Source organism: Xanthomarina sp. F2636L (assembly GCF_026410195.1).
Taxonomy (GTDB): domain Bacteria; phylum Bacteroidota; class Bacteroidia; order Flavobacteriales; family Flavobacteriaceae; genus Xanthomarina.
Genome location: NZ_JAPMLM010000061.1, coordinates 11686 through 37985, shown reverse-complemented (window position 1 = coordinate 37985; position 26300 = coordinate 11686). Strand labels below are relative to the sequence as shown.

Genomic DNA, 26300 nt, shown 5'->3' with positions numbered 1-26300 from the left:
ATATTAATTAAAACTTCAAAGGAACATCATATGCGGTTTCTTTTTTACGGAATAAGAACTCTCCATTTCGTACAGAGGCCAATACATCGACCCTTCTGCGAATCGCATCATAAACAGACGTTTCATTTAATACAATGAAATTTGCTGCCTTACCAACTTCTAAACCATACGTATCTTGAATATGTAAACAACGTGCTCCGTTATAGGTGATTAAATCGAAATTTGTTTCTACATCTTTTTTAGACATAATTTGAGCCAGGTGAATTCCGTTATCCAGAATATTCATCATATTTCCGTTACCCATTGGATACCATGGGTCGTTAATGGAATCTTGCGCAAAAGCAACGTTAATTCCAGATTCGATAAATTCTTTCACCCTTGTTAATCCACGACGTTTAGGATAGGTGTCTTGACGCCCTTGTAAATACACGTTTTCTGTTGGACATGAGATGAAGTTTATATGACTCTTTTTAAATATGTCCATCATTCTAAAGGCATAAGAATCATCTGCCGAACCGAACGAACAGGTATGACTTGCTGTAGTTCTGCTACCATAACCTTCCATATATACAAGTGCATTTAATAGCTCTACAAAGCGTGAATGCGGATCATCGGTTTCATCACAATGCACATCAATCAGTTTATCATATTTTAAGGCTAGCTCAACAATATCGTGAACCGATTTTTCTCCAAACTCTCTAGCGGGTTCGTAATGTGGAATGCCTCCTACTACATCTGCTCCCATTTTTAGTGCTTCCTCAACCAGTTCACGTCCACCTTTGTACATATACATACCTTCTTGTGGAAAAGCTACGATTTGAATATCAACAATAGCCTTAAGATCTTGTTTCATTTCCAACATAGCTTTTAGTGCAGTAAAGTTAGGGTCGGTAACATCAATATGTGTACGGATATGTTGTACCCCTTGTGAAACTTCGTCTTGAATTCCTTTCATAGCCAATCGTTTGACACTTTCTACTGTTAGTGTCTTTTTAAATTGTGGCCATAATTCAATGGCTTCAAACAAGGTGCCAGAACCAGCACCTTCCTGTCCTAGTTCAGACAAAGTATATACATAGTCTAAATGTAAATGTGGATCTACATAAGGTGGCAATACGAGTTTTCCCTTGAGGTCTATTTCTTCATCACATATAGGTAAATTTATGCCTATTTGTGTGATTTTACCATTTTCAACAATCAATTCAGTTGCATCTTCGTTGCGATAAATTTTCGCGTTAAAAAACTTTTTTTTCATTTTGGTGTTATTTAGATGATTATTAAAATAGAATTAAATGAACTACAAAATACGTTACCTCCGATGTTGGTTAACCGTGATCCCTAATCATTATAAAATTATACTTCTAACAATATTTATGCGTGGCAATTGAACCTTTTAGATAAAACCCCTACGAATATCATTCGCATTTATATCTATCTTTTTGTCAAAATATTTCTTATTGAATTATTAGTGTTTTTTAAGCAAATAATTTAATTTATGAAATTGGGATAACAAAGAAATCCGTACTATCGTTCAAATATTGATAAACGAATTTTCTTAGGGTTAGTTGCTGCTCAATTCTTAACAGGTCTTTTGGATCCTTCAACTCAATCCCCACTACAGCTGGACCACTTTCTCGATTGTTTTTTTTAGTATATTGAAAATATACAATGTCATCATTCGGTCCTAAAATATCATTTACAAAATCTTTTATGGCCCCGGGACGTTGAGGAAATTGCACCAAAAAGTAATGTTTAAAACCTTCGTAGAGTAAGGATCTTTCCTTTATTTCTTGCATCCGAGTAATGTCGTTGTTACTTCCGCTTACAACGCAGACCACGTTTTTACCCTTAATTTGATCCTTGTAAAAATCAAGTGCTGAAATCGTTAAAGCCCCTGCTGGTTCCACAACAATAGCCTCTTCATTATACATTCGCAATATCGTGGTACAAACTTTTCCCTCAGGAACAACAATAATATCTTCCAAACCGTTTTTACAAATTTCAAAAGTGTGTTCTCCCACACGAGCAACGGCAGCTCCATCTACAAAGTTATCAATCTCCTCCAACGTAGTATTTTCTCCTTTTTCCAAAGAAGTTTTCATGGATGCCGCTCCGGCGGGTTCCACTCCTATAATTTTGGTCTCTGGACCCAATTTATTAAACACGGTAATTATTCCTGCTGCCACCCCTCCTCCTCCAATAGGCACAAATACATAGTCAATAGGAACAGGACTGTCTTCTAAAAGTTCTAATCCTATGGTTCCTTGTCCAGCAATAACTTTTTCATCATCAAAAGGATGAATAAAAACAGCTCCAACTTCTTTGCAAAACTGATGGGCTTTTACGGATGCTTCATCAAAAGTGTCGCCTTTTAAAACAACCTCTACTTTATCCTTACCAAAAAGATTTACTTGCTTTATTTTTTGTGTCGGAGTTGTAACAGGCATAAATATTGTCCCCTTGATGTTTAGTTTATTACAGGCGTATGCAACTCCTTGGGCATGATTACCGGCACTTGCACACACGATCCCTTTTGATTTTTCTTTCTCAGAAAGTGACACCATTTTATTATAAGCTCCCCTTAATTTGTAGGAGCGAACAGGTTGTAAATCTTCGCGTTTCAAATAAACTTGAGCAGTAAATTCTTCACTCAAGTTTTCATTTATCGTTAATGGAGTATGTACAGCAATATTTTTTATCCGCTCACTGGCTTGGTATATTTTATCTAGTAATTTCATAATTTATTAATTTTAAATTTACAAATTCCCAATGTCGTTTTCAATGGCCGGTTAAATGTATCTATGCTACAAAAATTAGTTTGTCAAAGTATATCTAAGGTTTTAGATTAGTTTGTTTTACAATTAACTCAATTTTATATCTCTTACCTTCTTCCCAAGTATTAGTTGCCAAAAGAGTTAATCATCTGCAACCCCTGAAAGGCGATAAACTTTAGTTTTAAAAAAACTTTTTTTCACGGCTCATTAATTGAACCTTATTATATATTTTAACCTTACTTTCTCTATTTCTGTACGTTAGTATCAACCCATTTTTCAAATGATTGCATAAAGCTCTTTAAGAAATCTTTAGTAGAATTAGTAATTAGATTTCCATTGTCATCAAATAGATCAGCAGCACCTCCAATATATGCTTCAGGTTGCGCCATAGTAGGGACGTTAATAAAAGTTAAGGATTGTCTTAAATGGTGGTTAGCTCCAAAGCCGCTAATAGCTCCAATGGAAACACTTACAATTGCAGCAGGTTTTCCATCCCATGAATTATCTCCATAAGGACGAGAAGCAACATCTATAGCATTTTTTAAAACTGCTGGTACGGAACGGTTGTATTCTGGTGTAAAAAATAAAAGTCCATCGACTGCACTAATTTTTTCTTTTAATGATACCCATTCTTTTGGTGGATTGGCCTCTAAGTCCTCATTGAACATTGGAAGACCTGAAATATCCAATAATTCCATTGATAATGATTCTGGTGCCATTCCCATCATGGCTTTGGCTGTTTTTAAGTTGAAAGATTCTTTACGAAGACTTCCTACGATGACTGCTATTTTATATTTTTTCATAATGATTTGTATTGAAGTTATTAAAATCAAATTCCAATTAATCAGTTTTAGATAAAAGAATGATTGGTCAGTACCTGGTAGTAAATTTTAAAGAATACGCTTGTAACTTGTAAGCGGTAATGGGTCCTAAATTGTACATGTTTGCCACAACCCAAGCAGCTCTGGGTGGTAAAGTTTTCCATTTGCCCCGAAAACCTACCACAAAAAAGGGCTGGCACTCGCCCCAATCATTCCGCCCGAAGGCTAAATTTTATTTTTTTAATTCTGTCAGCCAATTAATCTCTTGGACTTTACTATCAAGCTCTCTAAAGGCTCTTCCTGTTTGATCCATTTCAGCTTGTAACTTCTTAATATCAATAGTAGTTTTAAGATTAGCTTCGCCACTATTATTTATTTGAGCAGAGAACCTAATATGTCTTAATTTTTCAGATAGCATTTTTAAGGAATCACGTTTAGCTAATGCTTCCATTAACGAACCTTCGCCTTTAATTTGGGTTTCGTTATTGGTCTTGTTGATTCTGATTACCAAAGTTTCTAAATCTTGAATGGCTTTCCGCAATTGGGCCAATAACTTACTTGGATCTTCCTGTGGCTTTTTGTCGTCCGATACAATAAGAACAGGTCTGATTCTATTTTGAAGATGCTCAATTTTCTTCATTAAATCAGCTCTTAATAAAAGCGCTTCGGCAAGTTTCATTTTTTTATTGTCATCTTCCATTTATGCGATTATATTTTTTTTAAAATTAATGTCTCGGACATTTAGAGATTGGATTATTATCTGGTTTTGGTGCCCATTTATTATAAGGTGTCAAATCAAAATCATTTACCTCTTCCATAGTTAACCCCAAAGCTTTTGCAACACCTTGTCCGTATTCGGGATCGGCTTTAAAGCAGTTTCTTATATGACGAATTTGAATGAATTTTTCTGCGCCACCTACTTGTGCTGCGGTATTATCAAACAACAACTGCTCTTTGCCATCAGCTTTAATAATGCGGAACAAATCGCCTGGTTGTGTAAAATAATCTTCATCATCATCCCTGAAATTATGTGCATAAGCAGCTCCACTTAACTCTAAAGCTGGCTCTTTTGCATCTGGCTGTTCTTGCCATTCGCCATAGCTGTTAGGCTCATAATGCAAGGTGCCTCCATGATTTCCATCTACTCGCATCGTTCCATCTCTATGATTGGAATGATACGGACAGCTTGGTTTGTTTACAGGAATTTGATAATGATTCACACCTAACCTGTAACGTTGTGCATCACCATAAGAAAACAATCGTCCTTGAAGCATCTTGTCTGGCGAAAAGCCAATACCAGGAACAACGTTCAAAGGATTAAAAGCTGCTTGCTCTACATCTTGAAAATAGTTTTCTGGGTTTCTGTTGAGTTCAAATTCGCCCACAGGAATCAACGGAAAATCTTTTTTAGACCATACTTTTGTTAAATCGAAAGGATGAAAACGATAGGTTTTTGCTTCGGCTTCGGTCATGACTTGAACAAATAGCTTCCATTTTGGAAAATCCTTTTTGTCAATAGCATCAAATAAATCTCTTTGTGACGACTCTCTGTCCATCCCAACTATTTTCATAGCCTCTTCATCAGATAAGTTTTCAATGCCTTGCTGACTCACAAAATGAAACTTTACCCAATGTCTTACATTGTCTTTATTGATAAAACTAAAGGTATGACTACCAAAACCGTGCATATGCCTGTACCCTTTTGGAATACCACGATCACTCATAGTTATGGTTACTTGGTGTAAAGATTCTGGTAATAAAGTCCAGAAATCCCAGTTATTATTAGCACTTCTTAAATTCGTTTTTGGATCGCGCTTAACCGCACGATTTAAATCTGGAAATTTCATTGGATCACGAAAGAAAAATACAGGGGTATTATTTCCTACTAAATCCCAAATACCTTCTTCGGTATAAAATTTAAGAGCAAAACCTCTAATATCTCTTTCTGCATCGGCTGCACCTCTTTCTCCAGCAACGGTAGAAAACCTGCTGAACATTTCGGTTTTTTTACCTACTTCGCTAAAAATTTTGGCTTTGGTATATTTAGATATATCGTGAGTCACTGTAAAGGTTCCGAAAGCGCCAGAGCCTTTGGCGTGCATACGTCTTTCGGGAATGACCTCACGATCAAAATTGGCCATTTTTTCCAAAAACCAGGCATCTTGCATAAGCATTGGCCCTCTTGGTCCTGCGGTTTGTACATTTTGGTTATCTCCAACTGGTGCGCCAGTTTGTCTTGTTAATTTTGGTTTATTTGCTTCCATTTTTGATTTGTTTTAAAGTGATACATAAATCTGGTATCTTTTATTTTAAGTTGAATAATCTCTTATAGTCAAATTGTTTTATGTTCCCTATCTTAATTTTATATCTCCACCATCAGCCATAAGCGTTTGACCCGTCATATACTGACTGTCTTCACTCAATAAAAAGGCTACAATAGGTGCGACATCCTTTTGAGGATCTCCAAAACGACCCATTGGGTTTTTACTGATAATTTCTTCATATGGCTCAGGGAAATTCTCTTTCCATTGCTTTACGCCTTCTGTAAATGCAAGCGGACAAACAATATTTACACGTATTCCGTCATCTGCCCATTCATTTGCTGCTACACGGGATAAACCTCTAATGGCTTCTTTGGCTGCTGCATAACTACCTTGATTTTTCTGACCTAATAATCCGGCACCAGAACCAAAATTAACGATAGATCCTTTGGTTTTCTTTAATGCTGGATAAGCAGCTTTCATAAAGTTTAAAGTGCCTTTTAAGCCGGTGTTCATAGATAACTCCCAATCGGCTTCAGTTAATTCGAGTAGTGGTTTTTGTCTAGAGGCATGGGCATTATTAACCAGACTTGTTAATTTTCCGAATTTAGATATAGCTAAAGCAACCGCTTCTTCTGCAACAGACGCTTTTGAAATATCTCCTTTTAAAAAGGCAATCTGCTCAGGATTAGAAGCTACTTTTTGCTGTCCTGCGTCTTCATTTAAGTCAACAGCCACAACACAAGCTCCTCTTTCTGTTAATTCGGTAGTCATTGCACCACCTATTCCTGCTGCGCCTCCTGTTATTAGTATGACCTTATCTTTTAAATGTTTCAAAATATTTATGTTTTAAAATTAAATTCTGACCCTAATTATTAGTAATTATCCCATTCATTACGAATTTCTATCATAAGATCATCATATTTTTTAACTAATTCTGCTGATATCTTTTTAGAAGATTTATGTAACTTTCTAAGTTGAAATGATAGAAAAACACTTAGAAGTCCAGCGAAAAGGAAATTTATACCTACTAATACGACCAAACTCAATCCTGCGAAAAGTGGATTCCAAATAAGTATAAATGATACGATGGTACCAAGGATACCTATGATTAAAAGCCCTGTCCAGTTTTTGCTTCCATATTTTTTAACATCCATTGCAAAACCGATGGTAGATATGGAACGAAACATGATTATAAAACCAATGTAAAATGCCAAAGCAGCCATGGATAATTCTGGTTTAAGTAATAATAAAACTCCAACTAAAAACGTAAGTATACCGAAGCCTAAAGACCAGCCCCAAGTATCTAGTCGATTTCTATTTGCCAATGCAAAAACACTTTCTGAGATTCCGCTAAATAAAAATGATAATGCAAAAAGTAAGGATAATGTCAACAACGAACCTACCGGAGATGTAAAGGCTATAATACTCACGATGATAAAAATTATCCCCACGAGTAAAGGAATATACCAATGTTTAATGGTGTTTTTAATTGTTTTTAAAAGTGAGGTTTCCATAGCTTTTTATAGTGTTTGTTAATAATAGTACCAAATATAATTTTAAAAGGTTCAGGTTCCCGAACCTGAACCTTTTTAGAAATAGTAATTATTTTATATAGGCTGTGTACATCCAAACTAGTTTTTCCTGCTCGCTAATATAGTCACTCATCAAGGCATTTGTACCTTCATCATTTGCGTCATCCGATAAATCAAGAATTTCTCGTTGTAGTGAAATAATTATTTTTAAGGACTCTAAGGTGTCCTTCACATCTTTTACTCCATCCGACACTTCAGTACTTTCCTTTACTTTCGAAAGCTTTAGATAATCAGTAAACTGATGATTTGGTGTATGACCAAGGGTCTTAATTCGCTCCGCAACTTCATCTATTTTTACGAATAAATCTTCATACATTTCTTGAAATTTGTCGTGAAGTTCAAAAAACTTATCTCCAGTAATATTCCAGTGATACCCTCTTATGTTTTGATAAAAAATAGAATAATCTGCTAATAGTTCATTTAACTTTTCTGCCAATACTTGGGATTTTTCTTTATCCAATCCAATAAAATTTGTCATCTTGTTTTGTTTTAAATTGTTAATTAATATTTACTTGTTTAGGTCCACTAATATGTTTACTTCCGAAGGGTCTTTTATTAGTGCCTAAAATCCTTTTTCTATAATTTCATCTAAAGATATAACATTTGTAAGTAGTTTCTCCACTGGCAATCGTCCGCTGTTGATTAATACAATTACGTCTGGGAAAATAGTACGATATCCGATGATTCCCTTAACAGTTAACTCTCTTAATACATGGTCTAAAGCATCCTGCGTCACCTCTTTTGAAAATAAAGCAACTAATACGACTGTTCCTCCATTTCATAGAATTCGAATTCTAGTGTCATAGGATGCTTGAACTCCTGCAGCATCTATAAACAAATCAACACCATAGCCAGTTATTTCTTTAATTTTTTATGGTCCTTCTTTCAGTTATAGTATCTGATTAGTTACCTGCTTATGCACCTAAGTTAGCAAAAAAATACCGAACCTACCCCACCGACAGGCGTGTAAATAGGCTTGCACTTACAATTAATTTTACGCACTGCCGACATGGCGTTTTTCTTTTCATTCGGTTCAGTCAAATTTCGGGCATTCTCATCCCATATAAAAAGTAGCAGAGCTTGCAAATTAGTTTGTCACTTCATAACAGAATTTAAATTTATAACATCTATTCCGAATAAGCGCATATAGGTTGACTACCTGAGTATTTATTTATGTGTAATAAAAGCTTTTTAAAACCACCGCTTAGCGCACTCTAAACCATTTTCCTGGCTTAGTTGCTTTACCTTCTTTCCATTCCCCTATACCCCGAAGAGAGCACAGAAAACCTAAACGGATGGCTTATAGCTTCAAAACCCATCATCGAATGCCATCAGTCCTACCTCATCCATTTCGCTTTAACTAGGCGCTTTTGCTAAATCACGCCCTTCCCACGGAATTCTTAACTAGAGTCCTATTTTTTTCACCGAATTCTTCTTAACTTGTTTTAATCTTTAAACAATTACTATGAAACATCCTTATCACATCATTATTGCTGGTGCAGGTGGCATCGCAGAAGCTGTAGGTCTAATTTTGGCAGAGTGGAGTGCCATAACACCTACCATATATATTGGCGACCAAGATCTAACTAAAGCCCAAAGTGTAGCAGATTGGATTAAAAACGGTTCCACAAAATCCTGCCAGGTGCATGCCTTCTTCCTGGATGCTAAGACCATTAATAACAACATGCACAGCGTTTTTGAAAAAGGCGATGCTCTGCTCGATTGCTTACCGGGTAGCCTGGCTCCAAATATGGCGCAAATGGCTAAAGACCATCAACTGTATTATGCCAATCTTACGGAGTATGTGGCTGAAACCAATCAGATTATCAACCTGGCCAAAGACGCCCAAACCGGATTCGTACTACAAACGGGGCTAGCTCCTGGTTATATAGATGTTCTGGCAAACTATATGTTTCAAAATTTTTGTAAGCAGTATGAAGTGGAACAAGTGGACACCCTGGAATTAAAAGTGGGCGCCCTGACCAATCACGCCATCCCACCACATTATTATGGCTTTACCTGGAGTCCTGTGGGCGTGGCTACAGAATATTTAAAAGACTGCATCGTCATCCGCGATTATAAAAAAACCACCCTTCCGGCACTTTCCGAAAGAGGACAACTTATTATTGATGACATTCCTTACGAAGAGGATCTCACTTCGGGTGGGGCTGCCGATTTACCCGATGCGCTTAGTGGCAAAGTAAAACGTCTGGATTATAAAACCCTAAGACATCCTGGACATTACGGATGGGTAGAGAACCAATTAAAAAGTTTAAAACAGAGCGAAACCCTTATTTCAGACCTGCAACAAATCATGCAAACAGAAATCCCACATATCCAAGACGATCAAATTGTTATCTATGCGGCTGTGGAAGGGAAAGATGCCTCGGGCACCTTACGCAGACAAGAAATTGCCAAACGCATACACCCGCAACAGGTAGGGAAACACACCCTAAGAGCCATCCAAACCAGTACGGCCACCCCATTAATCCAGGCAATTAGCTGGTTATTGGAAACTAAAACCAAAGGCATCGTCCTTCAAAGTCAATTGGATGCAGCTGCTTTTTTAAAAGGCGACTTTATAAAACGGGTTTATGGGGAGGTGAAATAACTTTTTTAGAAAGTGTTCATGGCAGCTTAAAAAAAACATAATAAAAAGTTTTAATAGATGACCGCATTATAAGTCATCCGACTATAAATGATGTCATTTGTAACCAAAACCAAAGATTAAAAAAGAATTGTACGTCAAGCGAACGTTCATTTAACGCAAAATTAATGGAAAAAGAATTTTATCATTGTGAGTATTGTTTTAAAGAATTTGAACCAACAAGACGTCGCGTACAAAAATTCTGTGGTAATAGTTGCAGATCTAAAGCCCATCATGCAAAAAATTCAACTAAAGTTTTAACTAATTTGGAGCCAATAAAAACTGATAAACCAGAATTAGAAAAACAATCAGTTAATAAAGTAGAGAAAATGAGTGCTTCAGGAATTGGAAATGCAACTGCTGGTTCATTGTTCACTGATAGCTTTAAAAGTTAGCAACACCAATGCTAAACAAACCTGCTACTAAAGGAAATATTGCTGCAATTGCACCTAAACTAAAACGATATCATACAATATAGAATTTACCTAAAAATGAAAATGGTGCTACCCCTTATTTTGATTTAGAGACCAAAGAAATTAAATACTCGTTTTATACTCTTTAAGGAAAACCGTAATAAAACATTCTAGAATCTTCTTATTTTACCATTTATTCTCACTGAATACACTGCTAATTGTTAAAATACGTAGTACTACTTATATATAATTTAACATAAAGGGATTATATTAGTAGATTGAATAACATTTGGGAAATGTACAATTGTCTATATCAAATTGTTAGCAAATATTAGCACACTGAAAACAAAAAATTAATATGAAAATAAATTTAAAGGCACTCATTTTTACAACCTTTTTTCTAGGGTTCAACACTATATATTCTCAATCATTGGAATGGGCAAAATCTTTTGGAGAAACAAATATTGATGTTGGTTACTCAATAGCTGTAGACGCTTCGGGAAATGTGTATACTACAGGTTTATTTCAAGGCACTGTAGATTTTGACCCAGGAACAGGAATAAGCAACTTAACAGCGTCAGGGTATGAAGGTATTTTTGTACAGAAGTTGGATGCAAATGGCAATTTTCAATGGGCAAAATCTTTTGGAGGATCTTCTACTAGTAATATTGGCTACTCAATAGCTTTGGATACTTCTAACAATATCTATATCACAGGAGAATTTAATGGAAATGTTTTTGTGCAGAAAATGGACTCCAATGGCAATATCCTTTGGGAAAATTTTTTAGAATCATCTTTAATATGCATTGGTTTCTCAATAGTTGTTGATACTTCTGGAAATGTATATACTACAGGATATTTTCAAGGTACTGTTGATTTTGATCCAGGAACAGGAATAAGCAACTTAACAGCGTATGGAACTAGAGGTGTTTTTGTACAGAAGTTGGATACGAACGGTAGTTTTCTTTGGGCTAAATCATTTGGAGGTTCGGGATATAGTGAAGGCAAATCTATAACTTTAGATATTTCCGGAAATGTATATACTACAGGATATTTTCGAGGTTCAGGAGATTTTGATCCAGGATCAGGGATTAGTATCTTGACAGGGGGAAATGGGTATGATGATGTCTTTGTTCAGAAAATGGATGCAAATGGGAATTTCCTTTGGGCAAAATCCCTTACAGGAGATGATCATGAAGGTGGTAGTTCAATAATTACAGACGCTTCAGGAAATGTCTATACTACGGGATATTTTGAAGGTATTGTTGATTTTGATCCAGGGACGTCAATAAGTAACTTGACAGCGTCAGGAAGTAGGGATGTCTTTGTTCAGAAAATGGATGCAAATGGAGATTTCCTTTGGGCAAAATCCTTCGGAGGAACTGATCAAGATGGCAGTACTTCAATAGCTATAGGTGCTTCTGGAGACCTTTATCTGATAGGTTATTTTTATGGAACTGTAGATTTTGATCCAGGAACTGGAATCAACAACTTAACATCTGGAGGAGCTGGGGATGTCTTTGTTCAGAAAATGGATACAAATGGTAATTTCCTTTGGGTAAAATCCTTTGGAGGCGTTAATAGTGATTCTGGTATATCAATAGCTTTAGACACTTCCGAAAACCTTTATACTGTAGGTGCATTTAGTGGCACAGCAGATTTTGACCCTGATTTGGGCACTAATGACTTAACTTCATTAGGGAATTATGATGTCTTTGTTCAGAAAATGAGTCAAAGTAATTTAGGAGTACAAGAGATTAGTAATAACATTAAAGTAATTGCTTACCCCAACCCTTCAGAAGGTATAATAAACATCAATTTTAGTCGAACAGTAAATAATGTTCAGTTTATTATAACTGATGTTTTAGGAAAAATACTTAAAATACAAACTTATAGTTCCTTAACTAAGGAAATCCTTGAATTACCAAATACAAAAGGAATCTATTTCTTAACTATAAAAACACAGAATAGCCAGAAGATAATGAGGATTGTAAAAAAATAACATTTGCTAACAAAGAACTGAGTTAAAAAACCTGCCTACCAACAGGCAGGCAAACAGAAATCTATTTATTTTTTACTAAAATACTTGAATAAGAACTATCTTATATTAATCCTAATTTCGTAATTATATATGCTTGATTTAAGCAGTTTGAATAACAATTTGAAAACAAACAATTGCCTGTATTCAATTGTTGCTGTGAGCAATTTTAAAGAATTTAATAAAGTCGGATAAGCTGAAAAAAGACTTGAAACAGAAGTAAGCACTTAACTTAATTATATTACAATGAAAAAAATTTTAATGGTATTTAGCCTTTTATTTTTAATGAATGTTTCAAATAAAATGTATTCCCAAACAAGTGATAAAACCACAAATTATATTTATGCAGAAGGGTCGGTTAAATTTGCAGCTACTGGAAAACACAAAGAAACCGACATAAACTTTGGAAGTAAATATACTGTAGAAGTAAATGACAAAGAAGAAATTATTAAAAAGGTGAAGGAATTTGAGAGTGGTGTCGATTTGATGAATTATATGTCCGAAAAAGGCTGGGAATGCTTTAATACTCAAATAATTCTCTCAACTTATGTAACTTTTTATACTTACAATTTTAGAAAATTAAAGAAAGAATGATATTGAAACTGCTAGCAACCCGCAAATTATAAGGTTTTTGGATGCACAGCATACATCTAAAAACCGTTGTCTGCGATCCATAAGCATTATACATTTTTAGGTTGTGGTTGTACTTAAGGTTTTCAATTTAATAATAAACATATTAAAAGTTAGTCGGAGTGCAGCCTATACTTTGCGGGTTATGTACTTAAGCACTTATCAAACTATAAGTAATAATTCAAAAATATGAATAAACTTAAAACTATATTCTTCAGTACTTTTATATTGATATTACTTCTTTGGTCATGTTCATCTTCAATGACTCCAGTTGAAGTGAATAATACGCTTCCAACTTTAACAAAATCAACTTTTTTTAGGCAAGCACAAGCAACGGAAGCTATAAATAGTAACACGTGCAAGTTACTAGTGCAAGGCAGAACATATGTTGCTCCTATAGGTTTTACCACAAAAAATGATCTAAAAAACGCTGCAAAAGGAATTGATGAATGGGTTCAAATGGATGGAGGAAATGCTTATGTGCTTTTAAATTATAAATGGGTTACTGTAAATGATGATGGTTCGACACAATTGTATGTTGATTTTGATACACTGCTTTGCAGTAAGAATTAACATATAAAACTAATTGATTACTCTTTCCTTTTTTGGCAGCATCTCATAACCTGTGTAAGTTTTAAAATTATTTATATCTAAGCTTTCTTTAGAGTTGAAAATTAAACCATCATAACATACCATCAACTTTAACTAATGTAACAGAAAATCTAGAACATTTTTCCAACCTAAAAAGGTATCACTTCCAAAATGAATATGTTTTTTTCCAAATTTATCAACTCCATAATTTTTTGTATCATCAATGATATAATCTCCTTTTACTAAGTCTTTATTATGTGTAAGTATCAATCTTTTATAAGCATCCCTACCTAAATGTTTTTCAACCCATATCCGTTTTTCCATCCAACAATAAGGATTACTCCACACTGGTGTTGATACAATGTAGCAATCATAAAGTTGGCCCAATTTTTTAAATGCATCTACCGCTCCCTCTATTGGTTTATTATTTAAAAAAAAGTCTTTTTTATTTTTATTTTCACTAAATGGCCCATCTCCTAACTCCACCAAAACTCCATCCACATCAATTAATAGCACTTTCTTCATTTTTTTAAATTTATTGAATAATTAAATAATTTTGTATTTTATTTGAACATTTGTATTTCTGAAAATCACAATAAAAACAAGTAATTAAAGTATTATTATCTATTTTAATAAACAACTCCTTGTTTACTTTAATATTCATATTTTTCAATACTTTTCGGCTAACTATAAGAAGCGTATTACATTTATTTGTCTCTACATTTTTTAACACATACGTTAGCACTTTATCGCTTATTTTTCTATCCCATTGTCTGTATGTAAAGTGCTCTGATTTACAAAAACCTACTAAATGATTTCTCATGATTTTGCGTCCTCCTCTCTTAAATCTTTGTTTTTAACATTCTCCCAATCATAAACACCACCCCTATCTAAAAACTTATTGAGGTTGTAATTAACTGTTTTTAAAGCTTCTTTTATCCCAACCTCCAAAATAGGTTTGCTATAATTATGTGTTCCTGCTGCATTGTCAAAAAAACGTCCTGCAGGATCAACCATTACATAACTACCTTTAATTTCATCATTAGACTCTGGTACTATTGTTTCTATAGCAGTATGTGTTTTTAAAAAATAGTTATACTCTTCTGTCGTGATTATAAAATCATCTATTTTAATATCATTTTGCCCCACTATTGGTAATACCTGTAGTACTTTCCAACGTTGTGGTTTAGCGTATTCTATTAATTCCGTTAAGTTATCTTTATAATTTATTTTATTGACTACAGTATTAATCTTTAAGCCATATCCATACTTCTTAATGTTATCCACTAAATCAAAATAAAACCCTTTACTTAATGGACTTTTTCCTGTAATAGCTCTACCAATTTTAATATTGTTTTCCTCCTCTAAACTATCTACACTTACTGCAATCCAATCTAAATAATCGATATTTGCTTTTAAAAAAGCATCCGTTAATTTACTTCCATTGGTTACAATCATGGTGGTCATTCCTAATCCCTTAGCTTTCATAATTAATTTTGGTAACCATTTGCAAAGTAAAGGCTCGCCACCTGCAAAGGTTATTTTCTTAAAACCTGCTGCCGCAATATGTTCCACAACTTTTAAAGCGTCTGCTTCTGGCAAGTGTCCTTTTGGTAAAATAGTCTGTTTTACATCTTTAAAAGTTGCAAAACAAAATTTACAACGCATATTACACGGTTCCCATAGATGATAATTCACACTCGGAATTGGTTGGATGGATTTCATATCTTCAGTTATTAATTTTTCCGTTTCACCATTATAATCTTGGAAAGCTTTAATAATTTTTGATGCAACTTGATAAGAATTCAAATGATCTGTATTTATTACCAAATCATAATTCATTTCATCCGTAAAATCCACTTTATACGTTTCTAAAAATCTTTTTCGCATAGTCCTATTCCTACTGCTAACACTTTCAGGAGTTGTTAATTCACTTTCTCTCTTAGCTATGTTAATTCTTTCAAAAGCAGTGTTATCAGAAACTTTTAACAACACATGAAAACCTTTCTCTATAAATTTGAATCCTAATCTATAATCAATAATGGCATGTTTTTTACTATTACAAAGCGATTTAAATTTTTCATCTATTTGAAAATCTAACTCAGGTTCTTTTTTACATTTTTCTTGAAATTGATTAATTGTCATACCATAATATTCCTTAGCAAATAACCTTGAATAGTTACCTACAGAAATAAATTCGTATCCTAATTTGGTTTGGATTAATTCTCCAACAGTTGACTTTCCTGAACCTGCAAATCCACTTAATGTGATTTTATTTTTCATTTGTTTTAATTATTAAATTAACACCTAAGAGGCTTACTATCTTACTAACAGCTCTCTTTGATACTGTAAATATGCAGTTGATTAAAATTAAATTTCCCAGTTTGTGATAGACTGCTTATATTTGGGATATAACCCCTAACTTTTGTGATATCTAAATCCAAACCAATAACCATCGCTATTCTTAATTATTTTTAAACCCTACTAACCACACTTATGCAAAACCCTTCAGATGATTTTAGAATTGTTTTTTTAATTCTCTTAGGTTTATTTATTTTAGTTACAATAAGAAACTGGTATAACCTCTACAAGAAACGCTCTTTTAGGAAAAAGAATAGAAGATTAACAGACGAATTAAAAGCTAGCAAAATTGAGGTAGAAAAATTCAAAACTCAAGTAAGCAAAGTGGAATTATTAGAAAATAAGCTTGTAATTAGTCAAAATGATATCATACAGCTCAAGGCTAATTTGGAAGGCTACAAGCAAAAGTTTTATGATACGCTAAGCCAAAAAGAGATAGAAATAGAACAGCAAAAAGAGGTTATAAATCATCAGAAACAAGCTTACGAACGTTACGTAAATTTTAAAAATGTAGAAGCCAACAACACCAGACTTGGTGCACATTTTATTAAGAATGTGATTAATCAGATTTATATGGATTTAGAACATGCTGAAAATAATCACAAATCCTTTTTAGGCATTTATTATAGCTTTAAGAAAACAGAAAACAAGATACCTTCACTAAAAGCTTTAAAGCAAATTTTCAAACTTTTAGATTATAATGTGTCTGCTCTTAATAAAGAACACATTGATTTAGAAGAAGAATGGCTTCATATTAATATGTTTATGGAACTCATCCAATATTTAAGACCCCATGCACATATCGAATTAAAAAACATGCTAAATAATGAGCTAAGAAAAAATTTAAAAATAAAGCCAACTTTATTTTTTCCTTTTGTTGAAAACGCCTTAAAACATGGTAGTTTAAATAATAAAGAATCATTTATTTCAATCACCCTAAAAGAAACAGAGCAAAAACAGTTAAGTTATTGCTTAGTGAATAGCGCCGAGCATAAAAGTGACAATCAAATGGAAGTACAGCATTCTGGACAATTTGGATTAAATGCATTGCAACAGCTACTCGATGCGTATTATCCGAATAGCAAACTAGTACATAAAACACTCCCTAACAATCAATATCTTTCTGAATTAACCTTAAGTTTAAATTAAATGATACGATACATACTAATTGACGACGATCCTAAGATTTTAAATTGGGTCAAAACTAAGATTGATACCATTTCTAAAGATTTTGGTTTAAAACATATTCAAAGCTATAGTAGCTCAAAAAAGGCATTTGAAGAAGTTCATCCAGATGATTACGATTTACTTCTTGTAGATTTTGATATGCCTGTATATAACGGCATTGAGTTAGCACAAAAAATTGGCACAAATAAAAAGATTGTGTTTTTAACATCAACCACAAATAATGGCCCTAAAATGATGAACGCCTTAAACGTGTCGGGTTATTTAAGCAAACCTTTCGATATTGAAGAATTTAAGCTTATTCTTAAAAACAAAGTTATTGGAAATATAAACCCAATACAAAAACACCAAAAAGCAGATTTAATTAGCATTCGTATAGGCACTCATAAAGATATAGGTTTCTATCCAGAAAAAGCTTATTATATAAGTACTTCAAGAAATATAAAAGGAAAACAAGCCCATAAAAATTGTGTGAATATATATGGCAAAAACGATGAAGTGATTGAAAGTAATGTGCGTATAAGCATTAACGATTTTTATAAAAAACTAAGCCCTTTTGGGTTTGAAAAAATTAATCAAAGTACAATTATCAATGTCTCTAAAATAAAAAATAGAGATAACAAACACCTCAACTTACATAACTGCCAAGAAACCTTTTTAATAGCCGATCAAGAAAAAGCAGGGTTTATAACAAAAATGAGAACGATGTTCGGGATTTAGCACTGACTCTATAAACAAACATTACTTATTCACACTCGCCATTCGTTTCATGGTGTTCAATAAAGTAGTATTGTAAAAAAATTGAAAGCTAAACTTAAAGTTTATATGTTGTATAAAAGCTGTATTATCTTCTCCCCAATATTTTTATCCAATTCTCCTCCTTCATCCAAAACAGACACAAACCCCATTTTACACTGATGGTCGATTTTTAATGTACCCGCTTGACCTACAGAATAATCATCTGTCTCGAAAACTTGGAACATGTTGGTTTTAAAATCACCAGGATATAGTAGCATAGCTTTTTCTGCATCCCAAAAACGACAATAGCTATACATTTGTCTTAAATCGGAAACTGAAGCAGAGCTTTTTTGTGGTCGTTTCCATTTGGTGTCTATAATGTAGGTATTCTCCCCTTCTCTCAAAACAACATCAGGTCTTAAACTATTATTTCCCCAGAAGGATTTTGATTCTTGTCCTGAAACTGTAATTCCTGCCCCAATACAAGCTTTTTGAAGCTGTTTTAATATATACTCTTCCCAAAGGACATTCATATCGAACAGAAGGGAAAGCATCTTTTCTTTTCCACTAGAAATATCTGGAGAATAGTTTAAAATAATTAGTCTCGCTAATTCTAAAGCATAACTATAAGCATTAGATTTTCTATTTAATTGTATCGCCTGCAATTGCTTTGCAGTAATAGTCTTATTAGCTACTTCCGGAAAGTTTAACTGCACTCTATTGGATAAATCTTGTAATCTGGAGCCTTTTGTAAATTGGGCAACAACAGTTAAAGCTTTATATAAAACCTGATGTAAAAAGTGATCCTGATCATAAACTTGATGCGTCGTGAAAAATCGCTCTTTATGAACCACATTTTTTCTAATATGTCCGGCAAACTCTAACTTCCCTTTTAAAGCTTTTGTGTTTTTAGTTTGATGTCTGTATTGTTTTATTAATCCTTTTCTAACAAGATTCTCAACCTCTAATAGGTACAACTCAAAATAAACTTCTAATAAATTAAGATGCTGTCTTTTTACATGTGCTGCACCAGAAGATTCTGCTTTCAGTTTCCCACAGGCCTGTAGCATTTTAATTAAAACACCTTTCCACTTTCTGTCCTCATCGTCTTTATCGGCTTTCGGATGAATTTCAATAGTTAGACCATCAACCTGAATAACACCCACGTATTGATTAAACTTTATTCCTTTGGCTATAGGCTCAAAATAATTACCATCGTGATATTCGTTAAGTTTTAATAAAGCATCTAAGTGTACTTGCTTAAAGCCATGTTCACCAACGTATAATCGTTGATGCTCAAAAACAGATATATTTCCCCTTTTATTCAATTATTCTGAAATAAATTCTTTCTTTCCTAATAATAATTTAACAGCTTCAATCACTGTGTCTTTCTTCACTGAAATTAATTGATAACTTGGAATTTTATAATCGTTAGAATTTTCATATTTAAAGCTTGCAAATTCAATATCTTTATTATCGATTACATCAACAAACCCCTTCCCTAGCACTAATCCAATTTTACCATAATCGCCATAAAAATACTCCTGCAATAGAGGCACAATTTTATTATTAAAAGCTTTAGCTAATTTTTCGGGTGTATTGACATTTACAAAATAAGAATGCCCAATGGTATGATCCCTATCTATCAATAATTCAATGCGTTGATTAATCTTTTCCAATACTTCTGAAAGTTGAATGCCATCTACTTCCTCCTCTTGAATAATGGTATAATCTGGCATCATTTCTTTAAACTCGAAGCGACGTCTTAAAGCGGTGTCTAAGGCCTCTACAGATCTATCTGCAGTATTCATGGTGCCATAAATATCTAGATTAGAAGGCACAGAAAATTCTTTTTTAGAGTATGGTAATTTAATACTCAATTCGTTTTTTGCACCTTTACGTTTATCTAATTCAATTAGTGTAATTAATTCACCAAAAATAGCAGAGACATTTCCTCTGTTTATTTCATCTATAAAAATAGCATAACGATTATCTGGATCGTTTTTGGCTTTTGTACATAATTGTTTAAAAACACCATCTTCAATAGCATATCCTAAATCCTTAGCTTCTTCTCCTTCTGTTTCTGGTAGAATTGGTTTAATACCTTCAATAAAATCTTCGTAGGCAAAGGATTGATGAAAGGTTACAAAGTCAAAGTTTTTAATTGCTTTTTGAGGACTTATTTCAAAATCATTGATGTCCTTTAAAATGTCAAATATTTCTGGGATTTGCTCTTTAACTTCTTCATTTAACAACATCCACAGTTTATCTTTAGTTTTATCAAAAATTAAAGGGTTTTGACGTTGTTTATAAGCCACAGTTTCAGATTCTGCGATAGTATGCATTTGCAAAGTTCCCCAAATAGTAGCTCTCACATTTTTAGAATCAGATAATGCTGCTTTTTTTGCTACCCATCTATTTTCTAAAATAGCATTTACTTTAGCAGTTCCTATTTCAATAAGTGCTAAAGTGATGACTTGCCACCATGTTAGATTTGTTACAATTTCCTCAAAATATTTTTCTTTAGTTACTGCGTTTTCTTTCAATGTATACCTATCAAACAACTGGTCTTTTAAATAAAACGTTTTTCCTGTTCCTGGTGGACCATAAAGTATTTGATTTCTTGCTTTCATTTTTAGGTTATATTTGGTTGCCTCTTCTGAAACAGTATTGTTTGTTATATTCCAATTTAATAAAGCATTAAACTCTTCTTCAGTAGCACTAAAATTTGTGCCTTGATTTCCTGCTTTAAAATCTGAAAAAGTAGGGTTGTATTTTATGTCTTCCCATAAAATAGGATTGTCTGCAAGATATTTAGTGATCTTTATCTTAACCCGATCCGTAGCTGTACTTGCTTCTTGATTTATGTAATATTGCTGCTCAAAAGCTTCTTCCTTAAAAATACCAACCTCCGAAGTTACCTCTGCTAAAGCATAGCAACCTGCCTTGTCTCCTGTTTGCCATAATATAACTTGATCTCCAACTTTTATCTTGTCTTTATGTGCTGTAACTTTCCAAGATTTTAAATGTGCTGCTTTTAAAGCATTGGTTATATTATAAGTGTTAGGATTGCCTTGAAAGATCCAATAATTAGGTTCTTGATAATCGAACGTTTCTTTTAAGAATTTGATGTAATTGTTTTTACCCAAGATGGCTTTAGGTATTCCATTACTATTTTTAGAATCATATTCTACAAATTCTGGATTTTTTACACGTTCTTTTTTACTCAATAAAAATAGAATGGAACTTACTAAACCATTAATATTAGTAGGATTTACTAAAAAGAAATTAAGATCATCAAAATAGTTATTAATCTCATCCAGTCTATCTTCAATACTTTTGTTTGTATGTCCTAGGTATGCACGATAAGATTCGAATGTATTTTCATTTAACCATTTTGCAAACTCTTTTTTTACATCTCTTAAACGTGTTTCGTATTGCTTCCATAAACCATGACTCCAAGTAAAATATTCTACACCAACAGGCTTTGTTTTTATAATTTGATTATGAAATTTAGAAACTGGTGTTTTATTGGTATAATCTATTCCAAGATTGGTAGCAATAACCCGTAAGGCATCTATTTTAAAAGCATTTAAGCAATTAAAATCGCCATACATAAAGGCTATTTTCCATTTGTAGGCATGTCCTAAATCTATAGTGTCTATAAGCTCTAAATTATTGGCTTGAGATGCTTTTGCTATTTTAATAATAATGGCTTTGATATTATTAAAGGCTACCTCTTGGGTATTACCATATTTAGTATGCCAAGCATATTCACCATTATTGGTTCTGTTACTAGCTTTTTCGGTTTTAGAAGTTTCAGCCATTTTATAAATACCAAATTTATAAGAGCTTCCACCAACAATACTTCCTAAATCTCGGCTAACATGTTCTAACCAATAACAAAACGAATCCTCCCTATCTAGATTGGTATATTCTTCTATAGTCATTTGTTCCAATTTTTCAACTAGCCAAGTATCTAAAAACTCTTGCTTTAATGCATATAACTTCTCGTACATATTATTAACTTTCTTTTCAATTATAAACCTATATCTTTCAAAAGCTTTAAAACAATCTGTTCCCTCTCCTCCACTAAAATTATTGTTTGGAGTATCACCTACTGCATGAAAATTTGCATAAGCCATAATGGCTTTAGGAGGATATCTTTTATCACCAAAAACTAAATCATAGGTGGAAGAAGAACCAAATCCATTTGGTAATCCTTTTTCTTCAAAATCCTTGATTCCTTGACGAATATGTTCTGATTTTACTTTCTCAAATATCATATTGTATTACTATCTTCTGTTTTAATAATAAATCTCAAAACCCAAATCATTCATTAATTGTCCATATTTAGATTTCATTTTTTTCTCAATGGTTTCTATTCTCTTCCAGTTTTGACATTCTTCAAAAAAAAGAATATCCATTACTGTACTAGGTATAAAATCAATATCTTTTGAATATCCAGTAACAGCAAGTGCTTCTGTATTACGCAAAAGTTCTTCTACATTTTCTTTAGAAGAAATCGTTTTACAACTACCAAAATGGATAATGCGATTGCTGAAATCCTCGGAGAAATATTTAGATAATTTAGACAATGAAATACTTTCAACTCCCAAATCAATTTCATTATCGATTCCATGAAAAGCTAAATAGATTATTTGAAATCTAGAATAACTTTTTTGATTACCATTAACAATATGCTGGATTCTAGACTTAAATTCTTTTTTGGTAGAACATGTTTTATGTAAAACTTCAATACCACAATTTTTTTCTAATAAATTAAGAGCTGGTGCAATGGTTCCAGAATTTCTTAAATTCTCATCCCAATCACCTTCTAAACAAAAAATATCACGAATATAATCTCTCTTGGTCATTAGATATTTATTGCATTAAAAAACCAAAAACGATTGGTTTCTTTTCGTTCTACTTCAACTTGTGGTAATAGATATAACATGTTCTTTTCATCTAAGTCCCTAAGGACATTTCTTAAGGGTAAACCGTCTCTATGGTCTTGATTAAAGAACCCTTTTTCAATAAGCATTGGCATTAGTTCTTTAGGCTTCGCATTTTTAAGTTTTTTAATTTTTAAAAACTCTTCAATTACATATCCCATTTTAACTACTTTGCTATACTCCATAATGATTCTTTTATTAAGCACTCCAATCACTATATTGCCCTTCGGCTTGTTGCATGATTTCTTGAAGTATTTCGTTTAGTTTAGTTAATGATACTTTGCCTCGTAATTCTTTTTTAACAGCTAAGCGTATCGCTGCTTTGGCGTTTTCTTTTTTAGTCCAGTCTAGTTGTAAGTTCTTTTTTACTGCTTTTACAACCGCATGCACGATATCTTGTATTGGGCCTTCTTCTTTTATGATGTCTTGTTTGGTGGCTAGAATGTCATAAAAAGCTAATTCTTCTTCGGTTAAGCCTAATTCTTCCGTACGTTTATCATCGTTTTGCAATTGTTTAGAACGCTCTATCAATTCGGCAATGGTGGCATAACTGTCTAAAGCATTGTTATGATACTTATCGATTACTTTTTCTAGCTCTTCTCTTAATGAGGTGTACTTCTTGATGTTTTTATGTAGACGTAATTTGATTTCGTCTTTTAAGATGTTCTTTATCAATTCAATCTTTAAAGCATGGGCATCTTTTTCTTTTTTCGCGCCTAGCAGAAAGGTCTCATCTAAAATAGATATGTCTGGTTTTTCAATTCCTGCCATGGCAAATACATCAACTATTTCTTCGGAATCGATACTCTGACTGATGAGTTCTTTTATTTTTTCTTTTTGCTCACTCCTACTCGATTTGACCGATTTTGCATTACGTACAGCTTTGGACACATGTTGTATAAATAAGACATCTACCACATGGTCTTGAATGGCTGGCTGACTTTTAACTATGGACAATAATCCAGATAGTTTTTTCTCTTCCAACATCAAGCTATTGGAAGCTTCATCGTCCTTAATGACAAAATTTATAGCTTGTTTTACTAATAATACTTTGTCTGCATCACGAAGCACTTTCCATTGGGAGTAGTCTATATTTTCTGGAAGAAAGGTTTTGCAAATCTCTATTTGATTAAAAAACAACTCTAAAGCTTGCTCCATATCAATGGTTGGCTGTCCTTTTCCTCCACCTTTGGTGTATTTATCGGTTGCCGATTTTAAATTATCGCCAATACCAATATAATCGACAATAACGCCATTCTTTTTATCCTTAAATACACGATTGGTTCGTGTAATAGCTTGCATTAAGGTATGCCCTTTCATAATCTTATCTACATACATGGTATGGACACAAGGTGCATCAAAACCTGTCAACCACATATCGCGTACAATGACAATCTTTAAGGGGTCGGTTTCTTTACGGAAACGTTTTTTTAAGGCTTCGGTTGCGTCCTTGGTTCGGAAGTGGTCGTTCCATGCTATGGGATCTTTTGAGATATTTCCAGTCATTACTACAGCCACTTCTGGACAACCTTCCAAAGCCGTTAAGGCGTTGTACATTTTTACACAGTTACGTCTGCTCATGCAAACCACCATGGCTTTCCCATCTAACGTAGCTATTCTTTTTTTAAAATGGTTGAGAATATCATTTGCTATTTTGTTAACTCTATCTTCACTTCCTGCCGCATCTTCAATAGCTGCCCATTTTAAGTTGCCATTATCTTCAACATCTTCGGTGATTTTATCTACCTCATCATCTATGTTTTCATTCCATAAATGAAGTTTTGCCAAACGTGGTTCATAAAAAATATTTACGGTTGCATTATCTTCTACGGCTTGTTTGATGTCGTAGGTATGAATAACGTCTCCAAAGACTTCTTGGGTGTCGGCATCTTTACTGTCTATTGGTGTTCCTGTGAAACCAATAAAAGACGCTTTTGGTAAGGCTTTACGCAGATTAGATGCAAAGCCATCGAGCAATCCATATTGGGTTCTGTGAGCCTCATCTGCCATGACGATAATGTTTTCACGTTCTGAAAGAATAGGGTGTTCTAACTCACCCAAAGTATTTTCTGTGGTTAGTTTTAAACGAAACTTTTCTATGGTTGTAAAAATTACACCACCAGCTCCAGCACTTAAAAGGGTTCTTAAATCTTCTGTGCTTTCGGCATGGTTGACATCGCCTACCAGGTCTTTTGCCAATACAAAGTTTTCATAGAGTTGTTGGTCTAAATCGCTTCTATCTACTTGAACGACAATGGTTGGATTTTTTAATTCTGGTAAGCTGCGTAAAATACCAGTATACATAGCCATGGAAATACTTTTTCCAGACCCTTGGGTGTGCCAAATAACGCCAATACGACCATCACCAAAAGGCCGGACTGATTTTTTAGCTGCCTCAACAGCAAAATTTACTCCAAAGAACTGGTGGTACTTGGCGCCTTTTTTAATGAGTGTGCCGTTATGGTCTTCGTGAAAGATGAAGTTTTTGATGTAATTAAGAATACGTTCTTTTGGGAACAAGCCAAATAACAAGCTGTACATTTGGAAATCGTCTTCTTGAACGGTTTCAACACCATCAATACTTTTCCAAGGTGCAAACCATTCCATACCAGAACTAAACATGCCATGTTGGGCTTCGTTACCATCGCTAATAATAGTTAAGGCATTGTACTCAAACAATATAGGAATGTCTTTTTTATAGTGTTGTATTTGGTTGTGTGCTTCTTTAATAGTCGTATTCTCGTCGTACCAGTTTTTGAGTTCAAAGACAATTAATGGTAAGCCATTGATGTAAATGATGATGTCTGGACGGCGTTTATTTTTTCCTGTGATGCTGAATTGGGTGACCGCTAAAAAACGATTGTTCTGTATACCGGTTTCTGAAAAATCTATTGGGTAGATGTGGACTGCTTTTTCCTTTCCAGAAGCATCTTCATAACTGAACTCCTTGCCTTTAGAGAGCTTTAAATGAAAGTCTCTGTTACGATGCTCCAGGTCTGCACCTACATTATGGGTAAATTCTGCAACGGCTAATTCTTGAATCTCGTTTGGGAGCTGTGGATATTGTTTTTGAATAAACGCCAACAACTGGTCTTTCAGCACAACCTCTTTATGGTTTTGAGGCAGCTCATTACCATCTACATGTGTGTAGTTAAGGTCTTGTAGCCACTCAATAGTAGCTTGTTCAATTGTTGCCTCGGTTGTCATACTATTTGGGTTTATTCAATAATCCATTTTTACCAACAGAGATTCCTGCTTTCGCAGGAAGTGTGGTAGCTTGTTCTATGGTTG

Annotated in this window: 22 protein-coding genes; 7 read left to right on the top strand and 15 right to left on the bottom strand. The window is 33.7% G+C overall.

The annotated features are described in order from the left end of the window. Nucleotides 1–7 precede the first annotated feature (7 nt). From OS191_RS05485 to OS191_RS05450, 8 genes are all read right to left on the bottom strand, one after another. Nucleotides 8–1255, bottom strand: coding sequence for an amidohydrolase family protein (locus OS191_RS05485; protein ID WP_267154718.1), 1248 nt, complete (start codon nt 1253–1255; stop codon nt 8–10). Nucleotides 1256–1493: 238 nt separating this feature from the next. Continuing rightward, on the bottom strand, nt 1494–2738 hold the full coding sequence (gene ilvA, locus OS191_RS05480) for a threonine ammonia-lyase IlvA (RefSeq protein WP_267154717.1): 1245 nt from the start codon (nt 2736–2738) through the stop codon (nt 1494–1496). Between the two features lie 281 nt (nt 2739–3019). Continuing rightward, nucleotides 3020–3577 (bottom strand): NADPH-dependent FMN reductase, encoded by a 558-nt coding sequence (locus OS191_RS05475; protein WP_267154716.1) that lies wholly within the window; start codon nt 3575–3577, stop codon nt 3020–3022. A 250-nt stretch (nt 3578–3827) separates the two neighbouring features. Next, nucleotides 3828–4295, bottom strand: coding sequence for a DIP1984 family protein (locus OS191_RS05470; protein ID WP_267154715.1), 468 nt, complete (start codon nt 4293–4295; stop codon nt 3828–3830). A 25-nt stretch (nt 4296–4320) separates the two neighbouring features. Beyond that, nucleotides 4321–5859, bottom strand: coding sequence for a catalase (locus OS191_RS05465; protein WP_267154714.1), 1539 nt, complete (start codon nt 5857–5859; stop codon nt 4321–4323). Nucleotides 5860–5946: 87 nt separating this feature from the next. Beyond that, entirely contained in the window at nt 5947–6693 is a 747-nt protein-coding gene (locus tag OS191_RS05460) for an SDR family NAD(P)-dependent oxidoreductase (protein ID WP_267154713.1), read from the bottom strand. Nucleotides 6694–6731: 38 nt separating this feature from the next. Next, the gene (locus tag OS191_RS05455) at nt 6732–7373 is read right to left on the bottom strand and encodes an HdeD family acid-resistance protein (protein ID WP_267154712.1); all 642 of its coding nucleotides are present in this window, start codon (nt 7371–7373) and stop codon (nt 6732–6734) included. An 88-nt stretch (nt 7374–7461) separates the two neighbouring features. Continuing rightward, a complete protein-coding gene (locus tag OS191_RS05450) occupies nt 7462–7929 on the bottom strand; it encodes a Dps family protein (RefSeq protein ID WP_267154711.1) in 468 nt (155 codons plus the stop codon). A gap of 987 nt (nt 7930–8916) precedes the next feature. Between OS191_RS05450 and OS191_RS05445 the strand changes: the two genes are divergently transcribed. From OS191_RS05445 to OS191_RS05425, 5 genes are all read left to right on the top strand, one after another. Then, nucleotides 8917–10062 (top strand): saccharopine dehydrogenase family protein, encoded by a 1146-nt coding sequence (locus OS191_RS05445; protein WP_267154710.1) that lies wholly within the window; start codon nt 8917–8919, stop codon nt 10060–10062. Nucleotides 10063–10226: 164 nt separating this feature from the next. Further along, nucleotides 10227–10493 (top strand): hypothetical protein, encoded by a 267-nt coding sequence (locus OS191_RS05440; RefSeq protein ID WP_267154709.1) that lies wholly within the window; start codon nt 10227–10229, stop codon nt 10491–10493. Nucleotides 10494–10869: 376 nt separating this feature from the next. Then, on the top strand, nt 10870–12513 hold the full coding sequence (locus OS191_RS05435) for an SBBP repeat-containing protein (protein ID WP_267154708.1): 1644 nt from the start codon (nt 10870–10872) through the stop codon (nt 12511–12513). Nucleotides 12514–12795: 282 nt separating this feature from the next. Beyond that, nucleotides 12796–13143 carry a hypothetical protein gene (locus tag OS191_RS05430; protein ID WP_267154707.1) on the top strand — a complete coding sequence of 116 codons (348 nt, stop codon included), beginning with the start codon at nt 12796–12798 and terminating at the stop codon, nt 13141–13143. Between the two features lie 297 nt (nt 13144–13440). Further along, nucleotides 13441–13752 (top strand): hypothetical protein, encoded by a 312-nt coding sequence (locus OS191_RS05425; protein ID WP_267154706.1) that lies wholly within the window; start codon nt 13441–13443, stop codon nt 13750–13752. Between the two features lie 132 nt (nt 13753–13884). On the opposite strand, the gene OS191_RS05420 is transcribed toward OS191_RS05425, so the two are convergent. Both OS191_RS05420 and OS191_RS05415 read right to left on the bottom strand, forming a co-directional pair. Continuing rightward, a complete protein-coding gene (locus OS191_RS05420) occupies nt 13885–14295 on the bottom strand; it encodes a 5' nucleotidase, NT5C type (protein ID WP_267154705.1) in 411 nt (136 codons plus the stop codon). 294 nt (nt 14296–14589) lie between these two features. Continuing rightward, entirely contained in the window at nt 14590–16053 is a 1464-nt protein-coding gene (locus OS191_RS05415) for a viperin family antiviral radical SAM protein (protein WP_267154704.1), read from the bottom strand. A gap of 213 nt (nt 16054–16266) precedes the next feature. Between OS191_RS05415 and OS191_RS05410 the strand changes: the two genes are divergently transcribed. Beyond that, nucleotides 16267–17280 carry a sensor histidine kinase gene (locus OS191_RS05410; protein ID WP_267154703.1) on the top strand — a complete coding sequence of 338 codons (1014 nt, stop codon included), beginning with the start codon at nt 16267–16269 and terminating at the stop codon, nt 17278–17280. Next, entirely contained in the window at nt 17281–18036 is a 756-nt protein-coding gene (locus OS191_RS05405) for a LytR/AlgR family response regulator transcription factor (protein ID WP_267154702.1), read from the top strand. 101 nt (nt 18037–18137) lie between these two features. On the opposite strand, the gene OS191_RS05400 is transcribed toward OS191_RS05405, so the two are convergent. From OS191_RS05400 to OS191_RS05380, 5 genes are read right to left on the bottom strand one after another with little or no spacing between them, the layout of a single operon-like run. Further along, nucleotides 18138–19382, bottom strand: a complete 1245-nt coding sequence (locus OS191_RS05400; protein WP_267154701.1) for an McrC family protein — start codon at nt 19380–19382, stop codon at nt 18138–18140. Continuing rightward, on the bottom strand, nt 19383–22340 hold the full coding sequence (locus OS191_RS05395) for an EVE domain-containing protein (RefSeq protein WP_267154700.1): 2958 nt from the start codon (nt 22338–22340) through the stop codon (nt 19383–19385). Between the two features lie 21 nt (nt 22341–22361). Further along, nucleotides 22362–22931 carry a DUF6642 family protein gene (locus OS191_RS05390; protein WP_267154699.1) on the bottom strand — a complete coding sequence of 190 codons (570 nt, stop codon included), beginning with the start codon at nt 22929–22931 and terminating at the stop codon, nt 22362–22364. Beyond that, nucleotides 22931–23194 (bottom strand): hypothetical protein, encoded by a 264-nt coding sequence (locus OS191_RS05385; protein WP_267154698.1) that lies wholly within the window; start codon nt 23192–23194, stop codon nt 22931–22933. Before OS191_RS05385 ends, OS191_RS05390 begins: the two co-directional genes overlap by 1 nt. Nucleotides 23195–23207: 13 nt before the next feature. Further along, nucleotides 23208–26216, bottom strand: coding sequence for a type I restriction endonuclease subunit R (locus tag OS191_RS05380; protein WP_267154697.1), 3009 nt, complete (start codon nt 26214–26216; stop codon nt 23208–23210). Nucleotides 26217–26300 lie beyond the last annotated feature (84 nt).

What these genes read in the sequence shown, in the direction of transcription:
- OS191_RS05465 (WP_267154714.1), bottom strand. Translation starts at nt 5,859, where the DNA reads ATGGAAGCAAATAAACCAAAATTAACAAGACAAACTGGCGCACCAGTT.
- OS191_RS05420 (WP_267154705.1), bottom strand. Translation starts at nt 14,295, where the DNA reads ATGAAGAAAGTGCTATTAATTGATGTGGATGGAGTTTTGGTGGAGTTA.
- OS191_RS05430 (WP_267154707.1), top strand. Translation starts at nt 12,796, where the DNA reads ATGAAAAAAATTTTAATGGTATTTAGCCTTTTATTTTTAATGAATGTT.
- OS191_RS05440 (WP_267154709.1), top strand. Translation starts at nt 10,227, where the DNA reads ATGGAAAAAGAATTTTATCATTGTGAGTATTGTTTTAAAGAATTTGAA.
- OS191_RS05445 (WP_267154710.1), top strand. Translation starts at nt 8,917, where the DNA reads ATGAAACATCCTTATCACATCATTATTGCTGGTGCAGGTGGCATCGCA.
- OS191_RS05410 (WP_267154703.1), top strand. Translation starts at nt 16,267, where the DNA reads ATGCAAAACCCTTCAGATGATTTTAGAATTGTTTTTTTAATTCTCTTA.
- OS191_RS05380 (WP_267154697.1), bottom strand. Translation starts at nt 26,216, where the DNA reads ATGACAACCGAGGCAACAATTGAACAAGCTACTATTGAGTGGCTACAA.
- OS191_RS05470 (WP_267154715.1), bottom strand. Translation starts at nt 4,295, where the DNA reads ATGGAAGATGACAATAAAAAAATGAAACTTGCCGAAGCGCTTTTATTA.
- OS191_RS05390 (WP_267154699.1), bottom strand. Translation starts at nt 22,931, where the DNA reads ATGACCAAGAGAGATTATATTCGTGATATTTTTTGTTTAGAAGGTGAT.
- OS191_RS05385 (WP_267154698.1), bottom strand. Translation starts at nt 23,194, where the DNA reads ATGGAGTATAGCAAAGTAGTTAAAATGGGATATGTAATTGAAGAGTTT.
- OS191_RS05395 (WP_267154700.1), bottom strand. Translation starts at nt 22,340, where the DNA reads ATGATATTTGAGAAAGTAAAATCAGAACATATTCGTCAAGGAATCAAG.
- OS191_RS05405 (WP_267154702.1), top strand. Translation starts at nt 17,281, where the DNA reads ATGATACGATACATACTAATTGACGACGATCCTAAGATTTTAAATTGG.
- OS191_RS05475 (WP_267154716.1), bottom strand. Translation starts at nt 3,577, where the DNA reads ATGAAAAAATATAAAATAGCAGTCATCGTAGGAAGTCTTCGTAAAGAA.
- OS191_RS05455 (WP_267154712.1), bottom strand. Translation starts at nt 7,373, where the DNA reads ATGGAAACCTCACTTTTAAAAACAATTAAAAACACCATTAAACATTGG.
- OS191_RS05415 (WP_267154704.1), bottom strand. Translation starts at nt 16,053, where the DNA reads ATGAAAAATAAAATCACATTAAGTGGATTTGCAGGTTCAGGAAAGTCA.
- OS191_RS05450 (WP_267154711.1), bottom strand. Translation starts at nt 7,929, where the DNA reads ATGACAAATTTTATTGGATTGGATAAAGAAAAATCCCAAGTATTGGCA.
- OS191_RS05485 (WP_267154718.1), bottom strand. Translation starts at nt 1,255, where the DNA reads ATGAAAAAAAAGTTTTTTAACGCGAAAATTTATCGCAACGAAGATGCA.
- OS191_RS05425 (WP_267154706.1), top strand. Translation starts at nt 13,441, where the DNA reads ATGACTCCAGTTGAAGTGAATAATACGCTTCCAACTTTAACAAAATCA.
- OS191_RS05435 (WP_267154708.1), top strand. Translation starts at nt 10,870, where the DNA reads ATGAAAATAAATTTAAAGGCACTCATTTTTACAACCTTTTTTCTAGGG.
- ilvA (WP_267154717.1), bottom strand. Translation starts at nt 2,738, where the DNA reads ATGAAATTACTAGATAAAATATACCAAGCCAGTGAGCGGATAAAAAAT.